At 42.9% G+C, this 17,755-nt stretch carries 17 protein-coding genes; 5 read left to right on the top strand and 12 right to left on the bottom strand.

Features of this window, described 5'->3' with window-relative positions:
* The first annotated feature begins 18 nt into the window (after positions 1-18).
* On the top strand, positions 19-516 hold the full coding sequence (locus tag ACI3E5_RS03040) for a hypothetical protein (protein WP_498820760.1): 498 nt from the start codon (positions 19-21) through the stop codon (positions 514-516).
* 25 nt (positions 517-541) lie between these two features.
* On the top strand, positions 542-1,846 hold the full coding sequence (locus ACI3E5_RS03035) for an alpha-L-fucosidase (RefSeq protein WP_142964530.1): 1,305 nt from the start codon (positions 542-544) through the stop codon (positions 1,844-1,846).
* Positions 1,847-2,085: 239 nt separating this feature from the next.
* Here ACI3E5_RS03035 and ACI3E5_RS03030 read toward each other — a convergent pair whose 3' ends face one another.
* From ACI3E5_RS03030 to ACI3E5_RS02995, 8 genes are all read right to left on the bottom strand, one after another.
* Positions 2,086-2,586 (bottom strand): GNAT family N-acetyltransferase, encoded by a 501-nt coding sequence (locus ACI3E5_RS03030; RefSeq protein ID WP_005228042.1) that lies wholly within the window; start codon positions 2,584-2,586, stop codon positions 2,086-2,088.
* Positions 2,587-2,736: 150 nt separating this feature from the next.
* A complete protein-coding gene (locus tag ACI3E5_RS03025; protein WP_142964529.1) occupies positions 2,737-4,038 on the bottom strand; it encodes a beta-N-acetylhexosaminidase in 1,302 nt (433 codons plus the stop codon).
* A gap of 33 nt (positions 4,039-4,071) precedes the next feature.
* Complete coding sequence (locus ACI3E5_RS03020) at positions 4,072-6,339, bottom strand: helix-turn-helix domain-containing protein (protein ID WP_271808546.1); 2,268 nt, start codon at positions 6,337-6,339, stop codon at positions 4,072-4,074.
* 129 nt (positions 6,340-6,468) lie between these two features.
* On the bottom strand, positions 6,469-7,395 hold the full coding sequence (locus tag ACI3E5_RS03015; protein ID WP_005228036.1) for an ROK family protein: 927 nt from the start codon (positions 7,393-7,395) through the stop codon (positions 6,469-6,471).
* A gap of 519 nt (positions 7,396-7,914) precedes the next feature.
* The gene (locus tag ACI3E5_RS03010) at positions 7,915-8,451 is read right to left on the bottom strand and encodes a flavodoxin domain-containing protein (RefSeq protein ID WP_142964526.1); all 537 of its coding nucleotides are present in this window, start codon (positions 8,449-8,451) and stop codon (positions 7,915-7,917) included.
* Between the two features lie 33 nt (positions 8,452-8,484).
* Positions 8,485-9,054 carry a TetR/AcrR family transcriptional regulator gene (locus ACI3E5_RS03005; RefSeq protein ID WP_142964525.1) on the bottom strand — a complete coding sequence of 190 codons (570 nt, stop codon included), beginning with the start codon at positions 9,052-9,054 and terminating at the stop codon, positions 8,485-8,487.
* Positions 9,055-9,334: 280 nt separating this feature from the next.
* On the bottom strand, positions 9,335-10,516 hold the full coding sequence (locus ACI3E5_RS03000; protein ID WP_142964524.1) for an AI-2E family transporter: 1,182 nt from the start codon (positions 10,514-10,516) through the stop codon (positions 9,335-9,337).
* Positions 10,517-10,531: 15 nt separating this feature from the next.
* Complete coding sequence (locus ACI3E5_RS02995; RefSeq protein ID WP_005228025.1) at positions 10,532-10,885, bottom strand: PTS glucitol/sorbitol transporter subunit IIA; 354 nt, start codon at positions 10,883-10,885, stop codon at positions 10,532-10,534.
* 118 nt (positions 10,886-11,003) lie between these two features.
* Here ACI3E5_RS02995 and ACI3E5_RS02990 point away from each other — a divergent pair, with 118 nt between their 5' ends.
* From ACI3E5_RS02990 to ACI3E5_RS02980, 3 genes are read left to right on the top strand one after another with little or no spacing between them, the layout of a single operon-like run.
* On the top strand, positions 11,004-12,026 hold the full coding sequence (locus tag ACI3E5_RS02990) for a lactonase family protein (protein ID WP_142964523.1): 1,023 nt from the start codon (positions 11,004-11,006) through the stop codon (positions 12,024-12,026).
* A 19-nt stretch (positions 12,027-12,045) separates the two neighbouring features.
* The gene (locus ACI3E5_RS02985) at positions 12,046-12,396 is read left to right on the top strand and encodes a hypothetical protein (protein ID WP_005233740.1); all 351 of its coding nucleotides are present in this window, start codon (positions 12,046-12,048) and stop codon (positions 12,394-12,396) included.
* Positions 12,397-12,429: 33 nt separating this feature from the next.
* The gene (locus ACI3E5_RS02980; protein WP_016609874.1) at positions 12,430-12,591 is read left to right on the top strand and encodes a hypothetical protein; all 162 of its coding nucleotides are present in this window, start codon (positions 12,430-12,432) and stop codon (positions 12,589-12,591) included.
* A gap of 43 nt (positions 12,592-12,634) precedes the next feature.
* Here ACI3E5_RS02980 and ACI3E5_RS02975 read toward each other — a convergent pair whose 3' ends face one another.
* From ACI3E5_RS02975 to ACI3E5_RS02960, 4 genes are all read right to left on the bottom strand, one after another.
* Positions 12,635-14,182 (bottom strand): bifunctional metallophosphatase/5'-nucleotidase, encoded by a 1,548-nt coding sequence (locus ACI3E5_RS02975; RefSeq protein WP_005228018.1) that lies wholly within the window; start codon positions 14,180-14,182, stop codon positions 12,635-12,637.
* 176 nt (positions 14,183-14,358) lie between these two features.
* Complete coding sequence (locus ACI3E5_RS02970; RefSeq protein ID WP_016609876.1) at positions 14,359-15,642, bottom strand: ABC transporter substrate-binding protein; 1,284 nt, start codon at positions 15,640-15,642, stop codon at positions 14,359-14,361.
* Positions 15,643-15,658: 16 nt separating this feature from the next.
* Positions 15,659-16,951 (bottom strand): MBL fold metallo-hydrolase, encoded by a 1,293-nt coding sequence (locus ACI3E5_RS02965; RefSeq protein WP_271770875.1) that lies wholly within the window; start codon positions 16,949-16,951, stop codon positions 15,659-15,661.
* Positions 16,935-17,753 carry a carbohydrate ABC transporter permease gene (locus ACI3E5_RS02960; RefSeq protein ID WP_005228015.1) on the bottom strand — a complete coding sequence of 273 codons (819 nt, stop codon included), beginning with the start codon at positions 17,751-17,753 and terminating at the stop codon, positions 16,935-16,937. Before ACI3E5_RS02960 ends, ACI3E5_RS02965 begins: the two co-directional genes overlap by 17 nt.
* Between the last annotated feature and the right edge of the window lie 2 nt (positions 17,754-17,755).

Raw genomic sequence — 17,755 nt, 5'->3', positions numbered from 1 at the left:
AAGAAGGAGTGAGAACTTATGAAAATATCCTTGCTGCGCCGAACCGTCATCGTGAGTCTGCTGACTATTGTTAGCCTATTCTTTCTCTATTTTCTAACAACCGGTTCTTCTGCTCCAGTTCATGCCCAACCTTCAGAAAAACTGGAGATGACAGGCAATATTACAAATCAAGCAGCGGCGGAGGCGTGTTTGGCAGTGCTGAAAGAAAATTTACAAGCAGCCTCTGACCAAGACGCGACAGCCTATGCCGCAACGCTAGTGGCAGCGGCACGAGCAGAGACGACCCAAGAATTAGCTGATTTTTTTGCAGAAGAACAGCTGCAGCACACGCTGCTTTCTTTTGAAGTCGTTAAACAAGAGACAGGATCCATGCTGGTCGCGGCGCAACAGAAAACGATCAGCCCAAAAGATTCTTCCTACCGTGATCACATCACAGAGGCTTACCATACCTTTGTCAAGGAAGCAGATGGCTGGAAAATTCAAGAAACAGTCATGACGAATACAGAATTTCTTTAAGTGATTGAAAAAGGAGTTATTTTTAATGAGAACGTATAAAAATTGGCCTGCCGACTACCCTGACCCAAACTGGTTCCTCCATGATCGGTTTGGCTTATTCATCCATTTCGGCCTATTCAGTATTGGCGCTCGACACGAATGGTTTATGACGACAGAAAAAATTGAACCCACCACCTATCGCGAGAACTATTTTTCTCAGTTTGATCCTGATCTTTTCAATGCAGAGGAATGGGCTCAAACCGCAAAGAAGGCCGGTTTTCAATACATGGTCTTCACGACGAAACATCATGAAGGCTTTGCCCTTTGGGATACCGCTCTCAGCGAATACAAAGTGACCAATACCCCCTTCAAGCGAGACCTCTTAGCAGAACTGCTGCCGGCATTTCGCAAGGTCGGCATTAAGATTGGGCTGTATCATTCGCTGATCGATTGGTATCATCCAGATTTCACGCTCGACGGCCTGCATCCGCAACGAGAGACTATTCAAGCCCGTCAGACGAATAGCCAGCGTGACATGCGCCGCTATCAAGATTTTTTAGCTGGTCAAGTCACTGAACTATTGACTAACTATGGAACCATCGATTATATGTGGTTTGATTTTCCATATAGTCATCGAGATTGGGGATGGTCTAAAGGCAAAGGTGCCGCCGATTGGGATAGTAAGCGGATCGAACAAATTTGTCGAAACCTGCAGCCGAACATGCTGCTGAATGACCGTCTGGATTTGGGCCGAGGGATTACCACCCCTGAGCAATTCCAACCAGACAAACCATTAGAAGCGGATGGATTGCCTTTGATATGGGAAGCGTGCCAAACGATGTACGAAACGTGGGGCTATGATCGTGATGCTCAGCACTGGAAATCCAGTGAAATGATGACCAAAATGCTGATTGACACAGTGGCAAAAGATGGGAACTTTCTTTTAAATATCGGCCCAAATGCTCGTGGAGAAATCAGCTTACCAACTCGCAGCCATTTAGAAGCCATCGGTTCATGGATGCATTATCATCAACAAGCGATTATCGGCTGTGGTGCCAGCTCTTTTCAACCGCCTATTGACAGTCGTTACACCCAAAACGGGAATAAACTTTACTTGCACCTCTTTTCTTATCCATACAAATCCTTGCATCTTCCAGGGCTTGCAGGACGCGTAAAGCATATCCGTTTCTTACATGATGGCTCCGAATTGTTTTATCGAGGATTTGATCCCGAGGAAGTGCTCACTTCAACGGAAGCCATCATCAACAAAGAGGACCTTGTTCTCAGCTTACCCGTCTGCCCACCAGATGTGTTGGTACCAGTGGTCGAGATCACTTTAAGAGAAATGTAAGCACCCGTTGCACTGCCCTAAATGAAGAATCTATTTATACAAAGACGTTGCCCTTACTTCCTTTACAAAAAAATGACTAGAAGCGGATCGCTTTTAGTCATTTTTTATGGCTATTTGTTCAAGAACTCCTACAAATTTGCCTATACGAAAGTAGCCTACCAGCTTGTTGAACAGGTGATGAGAACATCCAGACGAGTTGCGTGCTTAATCCATCCTTAACGGTACTTACCACAGGAGGTTCAAAGTTCCTTAGACAAATAAAGAACAAGATCGTCATTATTGCAGCAAGGCGCATTCATCGCACAATTCTGATTATTGAACCAAACACCAGATCCATCTGGAATATAGCCTTGTTTTACATACAGTCTCTGGGCCGATCCATAACCATTATGCAGGCCTACCCCCAATGTCACCACGGCAGCTATTTCTCGTGCCTTTTCTTCGGCTGCTTTTAAAAGCTGACTGCCTACCCCTTGTTTTTGATAGGATTCAAAAACATTAAAATCCACAATTTCTGGATACAAGCCTTTAAATGGTCCGTGCTTTGCTAGAGGGACCAAGGTCAAATACCCGGCAGTTGTGTTGTTTATTTTGGCAAGCAAAACGCATCTCTCCCCCGCTTCTTGCTCGTTTAAATAATCAATCAAGAGCTGCTGGCGAGAAGGCCATCCTTGCTTTAAAAACATTTGATCCATTTCAAGGATATCTTTTCTCTTCAACGGTTGAATGTCTATGACCACTTATTTGCTCCATTTCTCCCCCTCACTCGGGGCTATGTTCATTCTATACAGTGTGTCGCTGGCATTGATTTGCCTTATCGTTAAACTTATTCATCATAAAAAATAATAGGGATTATCAGGGATTGCTGCTTCACCCAATTCCTCTAGCAATCAGCTGAATGTCGCTTCCCACCCATCATAGAGCTTTTGAACTGTCTCTTTTGGCCGATTGGGTTCATTATAAACTTTTTGGCTAATGGCCGCTTGGAGCCAAAAAATCGCTTGGATCACTTCACGACTAGTCTGGGCCTCAGGTACATCCGCCCAGACGGATAAAGCGATCGCCTGTGTTTGGGCAAGCTGTTCCTGTGCAACTTGTTGTCCATTGGCAAACGTCGTCAACTGGAATTCATTGCTGATTTTTTCGTAGGTTGGATAAGTATAGCCTGCCGCTTCTCCTAAGACATAATAGAAAAAATTATCATTGTGATTGATCATGGTATAGCCTTTTTCAAAAAAGACATCTGCCGGCGCCATATTCTGGTTCCACCGGGTCCAATAGGAGATTTGGCAATTCTCCGTCAACGTTGTCTGCTCTTGGCGATTCAAGCGGTAAAACCCATCATTCCAGACCCGCACAACAAAGCCGAGACTTTCAACAAAGGCCGCCAGCTCATTGACATAATCAATAAAAACTTCGATTCCGCTAGCTTTTTCCCCATAGCGCTCGCGGGCTGCTTCGATCATTTGCGGAAAGTTTTCTAAATGATCAAAATCAATAAACTCATCGGCACCAATATGAAAATAGGTGCTGTCTTCAAACAGTTGCGCATATTCCCGATAAACTTCCTGAATAAAAGCTACCGCTTCTGAATCCAAAATGTTCAGTGCTCGTTCATCACGCGTGCCATCGGCTGTCGGTAATTGCCACTCGGGCTTTTGAGCCAATACTTGCCGCAAATGACCAGGAGAATCAAAATCAGGGATAATGGCAATTGCATGATTTCGAGAATACGCAATCAATTCACGAATTTCCTGCTTGGTCAAATATTCTTCCGAAACGATTTCTGGAAATTGCTGGGATTCAATCCGAAAGCCTTCGTTTTCCGAAAAATGAAGCTGCAGATGCGTAAATTGGAAGCAAGCCATACTGCGGACGATTGCTTTCAAATCAGTTAGAGAATAAAATTTACGCCCGATATCGATCATCAGACAGCGTTCTTTAAGCGCTGCTAGATAGCTTTTCTGTGCTAATTGACCTGTCGCTTGATCTCGGCCATATTTGGTTAACGCGTAAAAGACGTGTTCTGGCGAGGACACACTGATTGTTTGGGTTTCAAATCGAAAATCAGCATCCAGCTGCGGATCGACCACTATTTGCGGGAGCGGTTCCTTCGCCGACTGCCAACCTATCTCCTCAAAAAAGACGGCAGCTCGTTGCTGAGCTTCTTTCAAATCAACTGGTATATTCATCTCATTCTTCCTCTTACTTTCAATAATTTACGTTCAATAATTTCTCATTTTTTGGTTCATTTCACGGTATTGCCCTGGGGTCACACCCACTATTTTTCGGAACTTTCTCGTATAGTTGGAAACATCATAATACCCATTGTTACGAATAATTTCTTTGATCGGCAAATCTGTTTCAATCAGTTCTTCTTTGATTTTTTTCAGCCGTAATTCTTGAATATATTTGGAGAAGGTTTTGCCACTTTCTTTTTTTACAAAACGGCTGACATAAGAGACAGATACACCCACTTCCTCTGCCACCGATTCTAGCGATAGCTGAGAGGAATGATAATTTTCTTGAATAAAACTGAAGATTTTCTCATTCATTTCCGACTCGTCATCCAGCGGCTGTTTCTGCACCTTTGTACAAATCTGCTGGGCAATCGTTAACAAGGCCGTCTGCAATTGGTTCAAGCTGTTGAAATCGGCACTTTCAGAAGCAGTATGCAGTACCTCTGCCCCCACCAGTTCACCGCCGACTTGCGCGATCGTATTCAACAAGTAGTAGCCGTACATTTTTTGGACACGAGGCGAAGTCTGCTTGCTTTCGCCTTCTTCAATCAAACGTTGGATCGTTTCACTGGCAATTTCAATATTTCCTTGATTCAAGGCTTGGATCAATTTTAATTTTTGATTGTCTGGATAATTGATCGGTAAATGTTTGGTCTCTTGGGAAAGCTCCGCATAGTAGCTGATTTGCTTCCCTTGACTTCCTTGATTTTCCAGTGCCGCCAATCCTTCGATATACGATTCATTAATAGCCGTTAGTTGATCCACCGTCATCCCGACACCCATTGCGGGTGTTAGGGAGATCGCTTGGGTAATTTTTTCCGCGATAGCATCTACAATTTCTTTTTGTTCTTTGCCATCAACAAAGCCAACGGTCAATGCCAGCATTTCTGTGGACAAAATTTCAGTGGCATATGCCGTATAATCAGCTTCTTTGATTTCTTCGATATAATCAATTAAAAATTTCTTATCCCCTTGCTTGGCTTTGGTATCAACAGTTTTCGTATCAATGGCGATCACAAAATAATTCGACTTAGGAAAACAAACATGGACAGCTTCCAAAAGCAGAGCCAATTCTTGTTCTGAACGGAAACGTCCACTCATTAATTTGCGCAATACTTGTTCTCTCGCATGGGGTGTTTGTAAACGAACTTCCTGATGCAGTTCTTGGTGCTCTACCAAAAATGCCGCTAGCGTATTATGGACATCATCCATCGAATGAAGAGTCATTTTTGGATCACGATGAAACTCCTGAACCAGATTTTCTATTTTGCGAATCGGCCGATAACTGCGTAAACCAAGCATCACGACTGCGGTGATACCCGTAAACAATATGGCGATAAATACTAGGACGAACTGTTCTTGCACACGGTTGACTGAAGCCAATGCTTGATTCGGATTGGCGACAGCTACGACCGAAATATTCAATTCTTTGTTGGCAATTGCTTGAACAAAATACGTCGATTGTTCAAACCGCATTCGTCCTGTTTGAATGCCTTTTTTCATTCGCTCAGGATGATTTAAAAAGCGTGCTAACTCATCATTGGTGGTACTGGCTAATAACTGATACTCATCATTGATGATATAGGTATTGCTGAGCCCATCACTATTGCTTAAATCAAGGATTCTCTTCAAATTGTTTTCTTTGATTTCGTAGATTGCTGCGCCGTAAACGGTCATTTCTTCACTTTGAATTGGAACGATATAAAAGAAACGCGAATATCGCTGTTCTCCACCAGCACCTTCCAATGTCAGTAACGTCGGCGCTGGAGAGTCCAATTGTGCGACCAATTGAACTTGGTCCATATCGTTTTTTGGCAGTACCTTATTCAAGAATGTGTCGACTGACAGTGAGCCAACGGTTGAATAAAGGGTCGCCGGGGCTTCTTTATAATATAAATAGACTTCTTCGACTAGATCGTTAGTGATTTTATATGTCTGCATCGCTTCTTTTGCTTCTTTAGTCAAGTAAGGATGCTGTAGGTATTTCAATGAAACAACATGATCATTGGTCATTTTTTGGGTCAGATAATTCAATTGAATAAATGTATTTTCTAATGAATATTTCAATTGGATCAATTGATTTCTGGCCGTCAGCAGTACTTGTTCATTGATACTTTTGACAGATGTATCATACCAAATCCATGACACGGCTAAAAAAGGCACTAAAAACACGATTAAATAAGAGCTGATGGAACGAATGATTCCCCTAAATAGTTTTTGACGATTCTGTTCCGTGTACTTTCTCATTTGCATCACCTATTCTCTGTTATTTCAAAAGCTCAAAAACGCTTTCATTTATCGGTACTTATTTAGGAGAAAAGAATGTATGATACTCTAATAAAATACGCTTTATTTTAATAAAAAACAATGTTTTTTTACAAGTTAGCTATCAGGCTTGTATTTTCTTAACCAGTTATAACAAGCGCCTAATAAATTTGATTCATTGCCAAAACGACAGGCACAAATGTTTGGCACGATAACAGTACTTGGAATCTGTTCAGCAATCACAGCCAATCGTGCGTTTACTTGAGGGATCAAGAAACGGCTAGCACTGATTCCACCACCAATCAAGATAATTTCCGGATCAATCATGTACTGCAGGCTATAGCAAGCTGCCGCCAGCTTATCGACAAAATCAGCGACCATTGGCAGACATCGCGGATCTTGTTCTTGAACCAGTGTATCAATGCGCTGCCCATTGATTGTTGGATCTCCGATACGCTCTGCTGTTTCTTCCACAAGAGTTCTGGTTGACCCTGCGATGCTCCAAAGTTCCCAATCCTTTGTTTCGGTCGGAAAAAGCATATAGCCAAACTCTCCTGCTAGTAAGTGTTTGCCGCGAACCAATTGATGGTTAATCATTAAGCCACCGCCAACGGATGTACCTAGGACAATTGTCGCAAAGGACGCACAATTTTGAGCGTGACCCAACCACTTTTCTGCCAATAACGCACAGTTGCCATCATTTTCGGCAGCCACTGGACATTGGTATTTGCTTCGCAAATGCCTAACCAGTCTTTTGCCAAATCCTTCATACAAAGGTGATGTCATCCCGATTTCTTGGCTTCGTGGATCAACCAGTCCCGTTGAGCTAATAGCAATACCATCAAATGTTGCGGCATAGAATGCATCGATGTGTCGACATATGCGTTGCGTGACTGTGGCATATTCCTTGTTCATAGGAAATTGAGTCAATTGTCTGCGTTCCCCTTGACTATTCACTAACCCACATTTAATAGCAGTACCGCCAATATCAATTGCTAAAATCCACATTTTCTTGACCTCACAAGGCTTTCTTTTATCTTGCATTTAGTATACGCAACCAATGTTTTCGGCGACCATATGTATTTCTTGCAACAGTGTGTCAAATCCGCCCAAGCCATAAAAAAGCCCGCAACGAAAGATATCTTGCATTTAGAAAGAATATACGTTGTACAGAAAGTGATAGCTTATCTGCTTATTTTTAAAACACTAAAAAGATCAGGTTTAACGCTCAGCTTCACAAAACTGTTCATCCTGCAAAGCAAAAAAAGAAATCCATTAGATACGGTGCCTGAGAATTTTGTCAACAAATGAAACAGCTACCCTTTTTTTGAGATAAGCTATCTAGTTTATAAAACAAAAAACCGTCACGCATAAGACATCCTCTCATGCGTGATCGGCATTCTACTTAGTCATTGCTTTTTAGAATTTTTTAGAACTTAGTTGCTGACTCTGGGTGTCACAACAGAAAATCTATTCGCAGTAAACTAATTTTGTTCTGTTCTTACGCTCTGGTCATTTATTGCTCATTTGATTCATAAAACCTCAATAAACGCTTGTGCTCGTTCAATACAGTCCCTGCTCCAAATAATCCACCAACGGACCCAAGTACTTTTTATCCGTCCAATCACAATCTTGTCCGTTGGCTTCCATGAGTGCCTTCGTCTGTGGGTCATAGGTGTGAGGCGCTTTCTTAGCCGCAGCTTTTCTTAACATTTTCACTAAGTTTCGTTCAAAGAAATTCATTTTGCTTTCCTGCCATTGTCCTCTGCCGTAAAAAAGGGGGATGTCTTTTAGCGGACCCGTGAGATTCTGTTCTCTGAGTTTTTTCACAACATCTTCTTCAGGAGCAGAGGCTCCCGCACAAAAGATAAGTATCTCTTTGTCTTTTAGCTGGTTGGTATTCTTTTTTAAAAAGGACAGTCCAGCAATACCCGATGCATAGATTCCCCCACAGAAGATAATTGTGTCATAATCCATTACTTCAGCTATTTTCGCTTTTGGGGTTTCTAGGCTGGAAAAACCTGTTGCATCTTGAAGCCAGTGGACATACTTTTTGACAGCGCCGTATTTCGATTGATAAACAATCATGCCGTTTTTCATGGGGGAACTCCTCTCTGCAGTTAGGACTGCACCTTATGGTTTTGTGCCAGCTATTGCTTGTTCTAAAAACGTTTCGTACGCTTTTTCCTGTTGTGCATAGATTTCATCTAGTGGAATACCAGGTGTCGTTACTGAGAAAATCGTACCGATTCCGATCGTGTAAATGAGCATATGCATGTGTAGCTGTTTGGCGGTTTCTATACTGATAGTCAAATCGGCGGCAATCCTTTGGGCTACTTGAGGATTCGTCTCTAACTGATACAGATCTTCTAATGACGAAACATTCGCTCTTTTTTGTAAGACAAAAATACTCAAAATATGGGGTTCTTCTTTCGCCAATTGCAAATACGCGTGTCCGGTACTGCGAAACAGATCCTGGGGGTCGCTATGGGCTTCTAGATACGCTTGTAAAAATTGCCGTGCTTTCTGCTCTACTTCTGTTCGCAGGCCCTCCATATTGGTGCAGTAACTATAGATGGGCTGGACTGAACAGCCTAACTTCTCGGAAATATTCTTGACGATCACTTGCTCCATACCGCCTTTTCGAGCAATCTCAAAGGCGGCATCAACCACCATTTCCTTTGTTATTCGTTGTTTCGGCATTCATTGCCCTCCTTAAGCACAAGTTTCGTTATATAAACTCTTTATATAAAGAGATTATATTCTTTTGTTCCTTCGAAGTCAATTGGATCCAAGATGCTATCCCTCGCTCTTTCTATTGAATAAACAGCTGTCGCTTTCTCACAAATCATCGTTCATAGGGTGTAAATCTTCCGTTACTTTCCAATGATTGCTGGCTCTTTTATCCGCACAAAAAGGTACAGCCCACAGAAAAAGGCTGTACCGTAGATAATACGTATGGACTCTTTTACACTCGAAGCTGCTACACTTCTGGGGTGTCCTCTGGTGACGCTTCGGGGATCGGTTCTTCCTCTTCATACAAGGAGGAAACCCGCGTATACCATTCAAACACATGGGTAATGACCACTTTAGCTGCCGCATACACAGGAATCCCTAAAATGACCCCAACAAGGCCAAACAGTTTTCCTGAAGTCAAGAGGACTAACAGGATCGTGACAGGATGAATCGACAACTCGTTTCCTAGAACTAATGGCGAAATCAAGCGGCCTTCAATGGTCTGCTCAATGACAAAGACGATCAGCACTTGGATCAGTAACACGGGTCCACCGACGATTCCTAAAAAGACCGCAGGGATCATGGCCAAAAAAGATCCTAAGTAAGGGATCAAATTTAGAAATCCCGCTGCAATCCCCAGTGTGATGGCATAATCTAAGCCAATGATACTAAACCCGATCATAAACATCACTGCGACCGCAAACGCCACCGTCAGTTGTCCCCGAATATAGGAGGATACTTGATCGTTCATCTCTTTTAAGACGACCAGTGATGGCTGGCGCATTTTGGTTGGCAGAAATTTAACAAAATAAGGGGCTAGTTTACGGCCATCTTTCAGTAGGTAGAACAAAATAAATGGCATGGTAATGACCGCTAAAACGATCGTTGCAACGGCGCCGAAGAAACTGCCTAGATTTTGAATCGTGCTGCGGGAAAGGTTTTGGACGATATCCGTCAAAGAAGAAATCAGCTTCTCATTGGAGGCTTCGATCTGCTCTTGGACTTGCGAGAAGATTGGATCAGAGAGAATCTCATTCACCTTATTCTCGATGATCGTCAAGTAGCCTGGCAAATTATCCGCAAAGCTCATGGATTGCTCTTGGATCTTAGGGATGATCACCACCACACCCCAGACGATCAGACCAACCACTAAAATAAAGAGACCGAAAATACTGTAGATTCGTTTGATTCCCTTGCGTTCTAAGTAGTCGACGGTGGGGTTCATCAAGTAATACAAGATCCCCGCCAAAATGATTGGCAATCCGACGATGGCTAAAAATTGCCAGACGGGTTCAAACAAATACGACACTTTCGTAAAGAGCAGCAAAATTAAGAGAATCAATAAAATGACCAGCAAGCTGGTCACTGCTTGATTGTTTAAAAACCATTTCCAAAACCAGGAATGCGACTTTTTCTGCGTTTCTTTCATGACATTCTTTGCCTCCTAGTCGTACGTCACCTGCATGCCGACTTCTAGTTTCGGCAGAACAGTTGGCGTTAAATAAATCGCACTTGAAAGCTGATCTTCAGCCGGCACTTCGTCAAAGACAAAGGTCACATGCTGGATCGTTTGCAGGATTTGGTTTACGACCGTCCCTACATATTGGACTTGATAGGTCTGATCACCAAAAGTGATCTGGTCCCCTTTTGTGACGACTAACGCTTGCGAATCAGGAATCGTTTGAATGACTGAATATTCTCGCAGTGTGTCGGTCGCTTCTTCCCCAAAAAAGATGATCATTCTTTCTTGCGAATCGATCGCTTGTGGACCGATTTCTTTGATCGTCCCTTTTTTCATATGACAAACTCCCCTTTCTATCTTCTCGTTTATTATAACATAAAGAGTTTTTCTACCCGCCCAAAACCGCATTCTATGGTAGAATTAAATAGGAATGAAACTATTAGGAGGTTTTTTTATGTTGCAAACGATTTATTTAGGTACGTACACTCGTCGCGAAAGTAAAGGGATCTATTCGATCGCTTTAGATACGGAAAAAGGAACACTGACCGATTTGACCTTATGCGTGGAAGAAAAAAGTCCGACTTATCTTGCCCGCAGTAAAAAAGAAGCAGTTTACAGCGTCACAGAAGTAGATGGCAACGGCGGCGCAGCTGCTTATACCCCAGACTTTACCTTGCTGAATACCGCAACGGAAGAAGGCGCACCACTTTGCTATGTAGCAGTTGATGAAACCCGTCAGCTTTTATATGGTGCCAACTACCATAAAGGTGAAGTGAATGTTTATAAAATTCTAGAGGATGGCAGCATCGAAGCAACGGACAGCATCTACCATGATGAACCCGTCGGCTCTCATGAAAACCAAGACAAACCTCATGTCCACTATACTGACTTAACACCAGACCAACGTTTAGCAGTTTGTGACCTTGGAACAGACCGGGTATATACTTATGATATTTCAGAAGATGGCAAACTGACAGAAGTTGCCGTTTACGTGGCAGAAGACGGAACTGGCCCACGTCACTTGGTCTTCCATCCAAATAACCAATACGCTTACTTAGTGGGCGAATTAGACAGCTCATTGACTGTTTTACGCTACAATGAAGCAGATGGCAGTTTTGAGAAAATCCAAAAGGTGCCAACGATCCCTGCAGACTTTACGGATTTCAACAGTGGCGCTGCGGTACGTATCTCGAACGATGGCCGTTTTATTTACAGCTCAAATCGCGGCCATAATTCAATCGCTGTTTTTGAAGTAACCGATGAAGGCGCTGGCCTGACTTTTGTTCAATCAATCTCGACTGAAGGCGACTTCCCTCGCGACTTCGATTTGGACCCGACAAACGATTATCTCGTTTGTGCCAACCAAAATTCTGATAACCTAACGTTATACAAACGCGATGAAGCCACTGGCAAATTGACTGTCTTAGAAAAAGACATCTACGCACCAGAATGTGTCTGCGTCTTATTCAAAAAATAAAGTTTTGGAGGATTCCCCCATGTTTGATAAAACACCAAAGGAACTTGTGCTCAAAGATTTTTCTAATATCTACAATAAATGTCAATCAACCTTTGAACTAGTGACGAGCCGCAAATACAATGAATCATTGGTCCTATTAACGACTGCAGAAACGTATGCGATCGCTGAAAAAGCCTATATTCGCTGCGATACTGCCAAAGAGCTGCAAACAGCGGAAGTCATTGCTTTCTTTGATGCTTTTGAGATCTATTATTTTGAATTAAAACAAGTCCTTTTTCATGATGACGATGATTTTGTTTCTTTAAAAAATCGTTTAGAAAAAATGAAAGACACTTACGAAGCATTGACAGCCTCATTTCATTTGTTATGATGAAATCAAATCAAATGTGAAAAAGGTGACGTTATGAACCAAGAACAAGTGTTGGATCGTTTACGAGAAGAATTGGCCATGCCGTTTTTCGAAGCAAAACTAGAAGACAAAGAGTATTCCGAAGAAGACTACCAACAAGTCAAAGTGGATTTGGTAAAATACTTTGATGACTATGTACGCAATGTAGAAAATTAAGAAACAGCCTGCGATGATTCCTTCATCGCAGGCTGTTTTACTGTTATAACGTCACTAGAAAGTTTTGATTCGTCGTAGCTTCGATTTGAGGATGCTGTTTTAAATAGTCAGCAATCAGTTCCGTCATATCGACTTGAATCTCACGAACGATTTTTTCGGCAGAAAACATGGCGTAGTTGCCGCCACCTACTGCACGGTATTGATTAATGACGATCTCTAATTCTTGATCCATCGCAATGGCTTTTTCTTCAAAGTCCAAGCGGGTGATTCGCTGACCGACGGGTTGACTAAGATCGATCGTATACTCGATGCCTTCATACATATCGTAGTTATAATATTGCGGCTTTGGCTCAATAAAAGCAGGATTGAAGACGATCTGACCGTCAACAACGGCTAAATAATCCGCCGTTTGTTCTAAAGCGGCTTTTAATTCGGCACCTGTTATTTTGACTACAGCTAACGTATTTGGGTAAATATAATTAGTGATCACATCTCGCATCGTGATTGTTGCGCCAAAGCCTTTGCCCTCATTGTTGAAAAGAGCAGTACCAGAAATTTTGGCGCCGCTGGCAGCCATCTGAACACGATTGATAAATTCAATATAAGGGTGCTCTTTCAAGCGTGCCCCCATCGGATCGGTGATTCGCATATCCCCACTGACTTTGCCTAACGGCTGATCTAGCCAGGTTTGTAATTCTTCTTCGATGGGTGCTAACAAAGCCAACGTCTCTTGATCTGGGACAGCATCTGCAACAGGGATCAACGCAGCCGTACTGTTTGTGACATGAACCCCTGTCTGATTTTTTTCAACCGTCAATTCGATGGCGCCGATAAAGCTTCCACGATAACCGGGCTGTACAACGGGGACACCATTGATTTTTGTGGCGATCTCACGGTGCTGGTGTCCTGTGAAGAACGCATCGATTCCTGAGACTTCCTGCAATAATTGATAGCCCTCATTTTCACCAGTCAATAATTCGGTCGGTTCTCCAGTGACTAAATCACGCTCGAAGCCTCCATGGTAGCTGACGACAACGATATCGGCTTGTTCTCTTAAGTAAGGCACATAGTTTTTCGCTGTCTCAACGATGCTGACAAACTGCATCCCGCGAATCGTCGCAGGCTGTTCCCAATGAGGAATATATGGCGTCACCATTCCTAAGATCGCGATCTTTACCCCTTCTTTTTCAATGATGGTGTAAGCTTGGCCAAAGAATGGTTCTCCCGCTTCATTTAAAATATTCGCTGCGAGTACTGGTGTTTGGTAGCTGGCGATCGCTTCTTGCAAATAAGGCAGACCGTAGTTGAACTCATGATTGCCTAAGACATGGACATCAACGTCTAGGTGGTTGACGACAGCGGTCAATGCGGCAACGGAGTGCTGGCTTTTGGCGATGTAATAGCTTAAGGGCGAGCCTTGGATAAAGTCGCCATTTTCGATCGTTACGACCGGTCCGGTGGCTGCTTGACGTAGCTCTTTCATTTTGGTAGCAACTTTTGCCACGCCGAATCCTTGTTCCGTGTCATCGGCAAAATTGGTTGGATAGACATAGCCATGCATATCGCTCGTTTCTAAAAACGTGATTTTCATTCAAAAGACTCCTTTTCCCCTCAATAGACCAAAAGGGCATGCGCATAAGTCGAAAACCCTCGAAAGCCAGCATTTTCTGCTTCCTTGTGTCTTCAACCCTTATGGCACAAACCCTTTTGTCTTTCATTCTCAGGTGTTTCCCTGATTATACCCTATTTTGACGAAGAAATTCAGAATTATTGGTTCCAAGCATCTTCTAATTGTGGTTTTGCGTTTTCAATCAATTGATCGACATCTTGATCTGTATTAGACAAAATGTTTTCCATGATTGAACGCATTTCATTGTAAGCAGGATCAGCATTTTCAATCACTGGGATCGAGAACAATTCTTTGGTTGCATCTTCTAATTTGGCAGCTACTTTTGTTTCAGGATTGTTTTTGTATTCATCGCTTTCCAAAACAGATTCAACAACTGGCATGTAGCCGGTATCGATCGCCCATGTTTTTTGCGCTTCTGGCGAAGTTAAGTATTTCATGTATTCAAAAGCAGCGGTGCGTTGCTCTGGTGTTGCGCTGTTGAACATATACAAGTCAGTTCCTTGTTGCAAGTTGATTGGTTCTGGACGAGCTGCTACGTCATATTCAAATTTGCCTTCGGTATCTTTTTTAACAAAGCCTTCCCCTGCGATTGAGCCGACATACATTGCGATTTGCTCGTTGGCAAATGGACCAGACAAGTATTTGTCAGAACCAGCGATTCGGAAGTAGCCGTCTTTAACACCATCTAGGTAGTAGTTGATGACTTCTTTTGATTCATCGCTGTCTAATTGCAAGTCTTTGTCAAAATCAACGCCTTGATTTTTCATTGCGATGGCATAGTAGTTGTTTAATGAGTCAAAACCAGCACCTACGACTTCACCGTTTGATTTTTCATAGATTTCTTGAGAAGCTTCTTTTAATTCTTCCAGGTTTGTTGGTACGTCAATACCATACTCGTCTAACATGTCTGCATTGTAAAACAGCATTTCTGTAGATTTGTTGAAAGGAATCCCGTATTGCACGCCGTCGATTTGTGCACCATCTAAAAGGGCACTGCGGATCTCTTCTTGGTCACCCCAACCGATAGTATCATCGTTGATGTATTCGCCAAGGTCAACTAACATGTCATCTTGGGCAGCATTCCATAACCAACCAGGATATGCTTGGGTGATAGTTGGCAGATCTTTTGGTGAAGGCAAGGTTGAATTCACCTTTGCTTGCAAATCAGGATAGCTTGATTGGTTCTGCAATTCGATCTTGATGTTTGGATTTTCGTCCATGAATTGCTCGGTCAATTTCGTCAATGATTCTTCTTGCGCACCATTCATTGCATGCCAAAAGGTGACAGTCGTATCTTCGCTTAGTTCTGTAACGATTTCATCACTTTCGGTAGAACCAGATGAATCGTTGTTGTTTCCACAAGCCCCTAATACCAATGTCGCGGCTGCAGCTGCTGCAAATGCAAGTTTCTTTGTTTTCATTTTTTCCTCTCCTCTATCACTCTAAAATAATTTTTTCACCGCGTTGCGGCAATATTCTTTCACCATACGGATTCACCAGATTTTCTGGTTTCAGTGTATGGATTGGAACCAATCGTTGGGGCTCGATCCAGGCAATGATCTGATCTAAATCAGCTGGTTTTGCATGTCCCGAGTTTGGCAAACGGACAAATTCGATCTCCAGTGCTGCCAGTTGATCCAAAAAGACTTGATAAGCTGGATCAAAATCGCCTAACGGCTGTGCATCACTGTGAATATACAATCCACCTGTTTGCAAGTTTTCAAAATGCGCGACTGCTTGCCAAAGGTACTGGCTCGTGTCGGCACATAATGCCTGATATGAAATAGCAAAGGCTGGATCGAGGGTCGCTGGTACTTGATCATCGATCGTATAGAACGGTACATCTTTATCGAAAATTTCTTTCAGCAATGCGGCTTGCGTCGCCTCTAAAACAACCGTCCGCGGCGCGGCTTCAACAAGCGCCATAAAGCGCTCGACATTGGCTGGATAGCCATTGAAAGTAATTTGTCGTTGGGGATTTTCTTTGACCAAACGCACGAAGGTCTCGATCAATTCTGTTTCACTTTCCACTGTGATCGCTTTGGGGTCCGGTTCTCTTTCTGGAAAGCTGATGCTGACCCCTTCCATCATCAATAAATCCGTGTGTTTGGCTAACTGACAGAATTCTTTGGTACGCTCTGGATGATAGCCATGCAAACGCAAATCACCGGTATAAGCGATAAAATGATCTGGCGTGCGAATCAACAAAGCTGCCGCACCGTACGCATCATGATCGACTCGAATGATCTCGACTTCGATTTCCCCGACCCGAATCACATCATGGGGTTCTAAGCCGATCAATTCACGGACAAAGCTTTTTTCTTCATGAGGAACGGGCAGCAAGAAGTCCCCTTTTTGATTCAACACTTCGAGGATCGCTTTGGTTTCCTTCAAGGTGTACATAGGAATATTTGGGTCTAAAAAGTTGATCATCTTGGAATGATCCAGATGGGCGTGGGAAAGAAAAACTGCTGTTTCTTGGTATTCTTTCGTTTCGCTTCCTTGGTACGTGTAATCTAAGCGTGGATCGTAGACATTTTTCAGTTCTGGTATCCAGCGATGCGCAACTAACGTTTGTAATTCTTCATCTGGTAAGGGTGTTTCTGGATGATACTCCGAACCGAAGTCAAAAAAGATATGGGCATCTTTGTACGCAACTTCGATGACGGTCCCTCCAATCGTTAAGATCCCGCTATGGAAGGTGATCGTTGTTTTATCCTTTGATGCCATCTTTAGCCACTCCTTTGATAATTTCTTTTCTAAAGATCAAGTAAATGATCAGAATTGGAATGACGGTCAAGGTCGCTGCCGCCATCTGTAAATGAACATCGCTGCCGCTTTCTGTGGTAAAGGCAGCCAACCCATTATTTAAGAGGCGGTATTTTTTCTCATTGGTTACTAGCAACGGCCATAAGAAGGAATTCCAGCTAGAGATGAAAGTCAAGATCCCGACTGTCACCAAGGCTGGTTTTGACATGGGGATCAAAATCCGCCGAATGTAAGCCAAATCGCTAGCACCGTCGATTTTGGCCGCTTTGTAAAAGGTATTGGAAATACTTTGCAAATAACCGTTTAAATAATAGATGTAAAAAATACTGGTCAGAAAGGGAATGATCAACGCACTATACGTATTCAATAAGCCCATTCGCGCAATCGTATTGTAATTGGTGAAAATGATCGATTCATAAGGAACCATCAATAACGAGATCATCAATCCGATAACTAACCGTTTGTATTTGAATTCAAGACTAGTCAATGCAAAGGCAGCTAGAATCGCAGTGATCAGCGTCGCGATAGTCGTCACCGCGGAAACGAAGACCGTATTAAAGAAGTAGCGTAAAAACGGTGCTCGGGTAAAAACTTCCCCGTAGTTGCTCCACTGGAAAGACTCTGGCATGATCGTCGGTGGAATACTGGTTGCTTCACTGTAGGTCATTAGACCAGCTAAAATCATATAGACAAAGGGAAACAGCGTGATCACTGCTAAAATTGCTAAAAACAGCATCGAAACAATCGTGACAATTTTTTTCATTC

The sequence above is a fragment of the Candidatus Enterococcus avicola genome (genome assembly GCF_047470845.1).
GTDB classification, from domain to species: domain Bacteria; phylum Bacillota; class Bacilli; order Lactobacillales; family Enterococcaceae; genus Enterococcus_D; species Enterococcus_D casseliflavus.
The sequence above is the reverse complement of the archived record's forward strand: the minus strand, read 5'-3'. Positions and strand labels throughout refer to the sequence as shown.

Excerpts from the sequence above, each read along its gene's own strand:
- ACI3E5_RS03025 (WP_142964529.1), bottom strand. The coding sequence starts at position 4,038 with ATGAATATACCAGTTGATTTGAAAGAAGCTCAGCAACGAGCTGCCGTC.
- ACI3E5_RS03040 (WP_498820760.1), top strand. The coding sequence starts at position 19 with ATGAAAATATCCTTGCTGCGCCGAACCGTCATCGTGAGTCTGCTGACT.
- ACI3E5_RS02970 (WP_016609876.1), bottom strand. The coding sequence starts at position 15,642 with ATGAAAACAAAGAAACTTGCATTTGCAGCAGCTGCAGCCGCGACATTG.
- ACI3E5_RS03010 (WP_142964526.1), bottom strand. The coding sequence starts at position 8,451 with ATGAAAAACGGCATGATTGTTTATCAATCGAAATACGGCGCTGTCAAA.
- ACI3E5_RS02985 (WP_005233740.1), top strand. The coding sequence starts at position 12,046 with ATGTTTGATAAAACACCAAAGGAACTTGTGCTCAAAGATTTTTCTAAT.
- ACI3E5_RS02995 (WP_005228025.1), bottom strand. The coding sequence starts at position 10,885 with ATGAAAAAAGGGACGATCAAAGAAATCGGTCCACAAGCGATCGATTCG.
- ACI3E5_RS03015 (WP_005228036.1), bottom strand. The coding sequence starts at position 7,395 with ATGCAAGATAAAAGAAAGCCTTGTGAGGTCAAGAAAATGTGGATTTTA.
- ACI3E5_RS03005 (WP_142964525.1), bottom strand. The coding sequence starts at position 9,054 with ATGCCGAAACAACGAATAACAAAGGAAATGGTGGTTGATGCCGCCTTT.
- ACI3E5_RS02965 (WP_271770875.1), bottom strand. The coding sequence starts at position 16,951 with ATGGCATCAAAGGATAAAACAACGATCACCTTCCATAGCGGGATCTTA.
- ACI3E5_RS02990 (WP_142964523.1), top strand. The coding sequence starts at position 11,004 with ATGTTGCAAACGATTTATTTAGGTACGTACACTCGTCGCGAAAGTAAA.
- ACI3E5_RS02980 (WP_016609874.1), top strand. The coding sequence starts at position 12,430 with ATGAACCAAGAACAAGTGTTGGATCGTTTACGAGAAGAATTGGCCATG.
- ACI3E5_RS03035 (WP_142964530.1), top strand. The coding sequence starts at position 542 with ATGAGAACGTATAAAAATTGGCCTGCCGACTACCCTGACCCAAACTGG.
- ACI3E5_RS02975 (WP_005228018.1), bottom strand. The coding sequence starts at position 14,182 with ATGAAAATCACGTTTTTAGAAACGAGCGATATGCATGGCTATGTCTAT.
- ACI3E5_RS02960 (WP_005228015.1), bottom strand. The coding sequence starts at position 17,753 with ATGAAAAAAATTGTCACGATTGTTTCGATGCTGTTTTTAGCAATTTTA.
- ACI3E5_RS03000 (WP_142964524.1), bottom strand. The coding sequence starts at position 10,516 with ATGAAAGAAACGCAGAAAAAGTCGCATTCCTGGTTTTGGAAATGGTTT.
- ACI3E5_RS03020 (WP_271808546.1), bottom strand. The coding sequence starts at position 6,339 with ATGCAAATGAGAAAGTACACGGAACAGAATCGTCAAAAACTATTTAGG.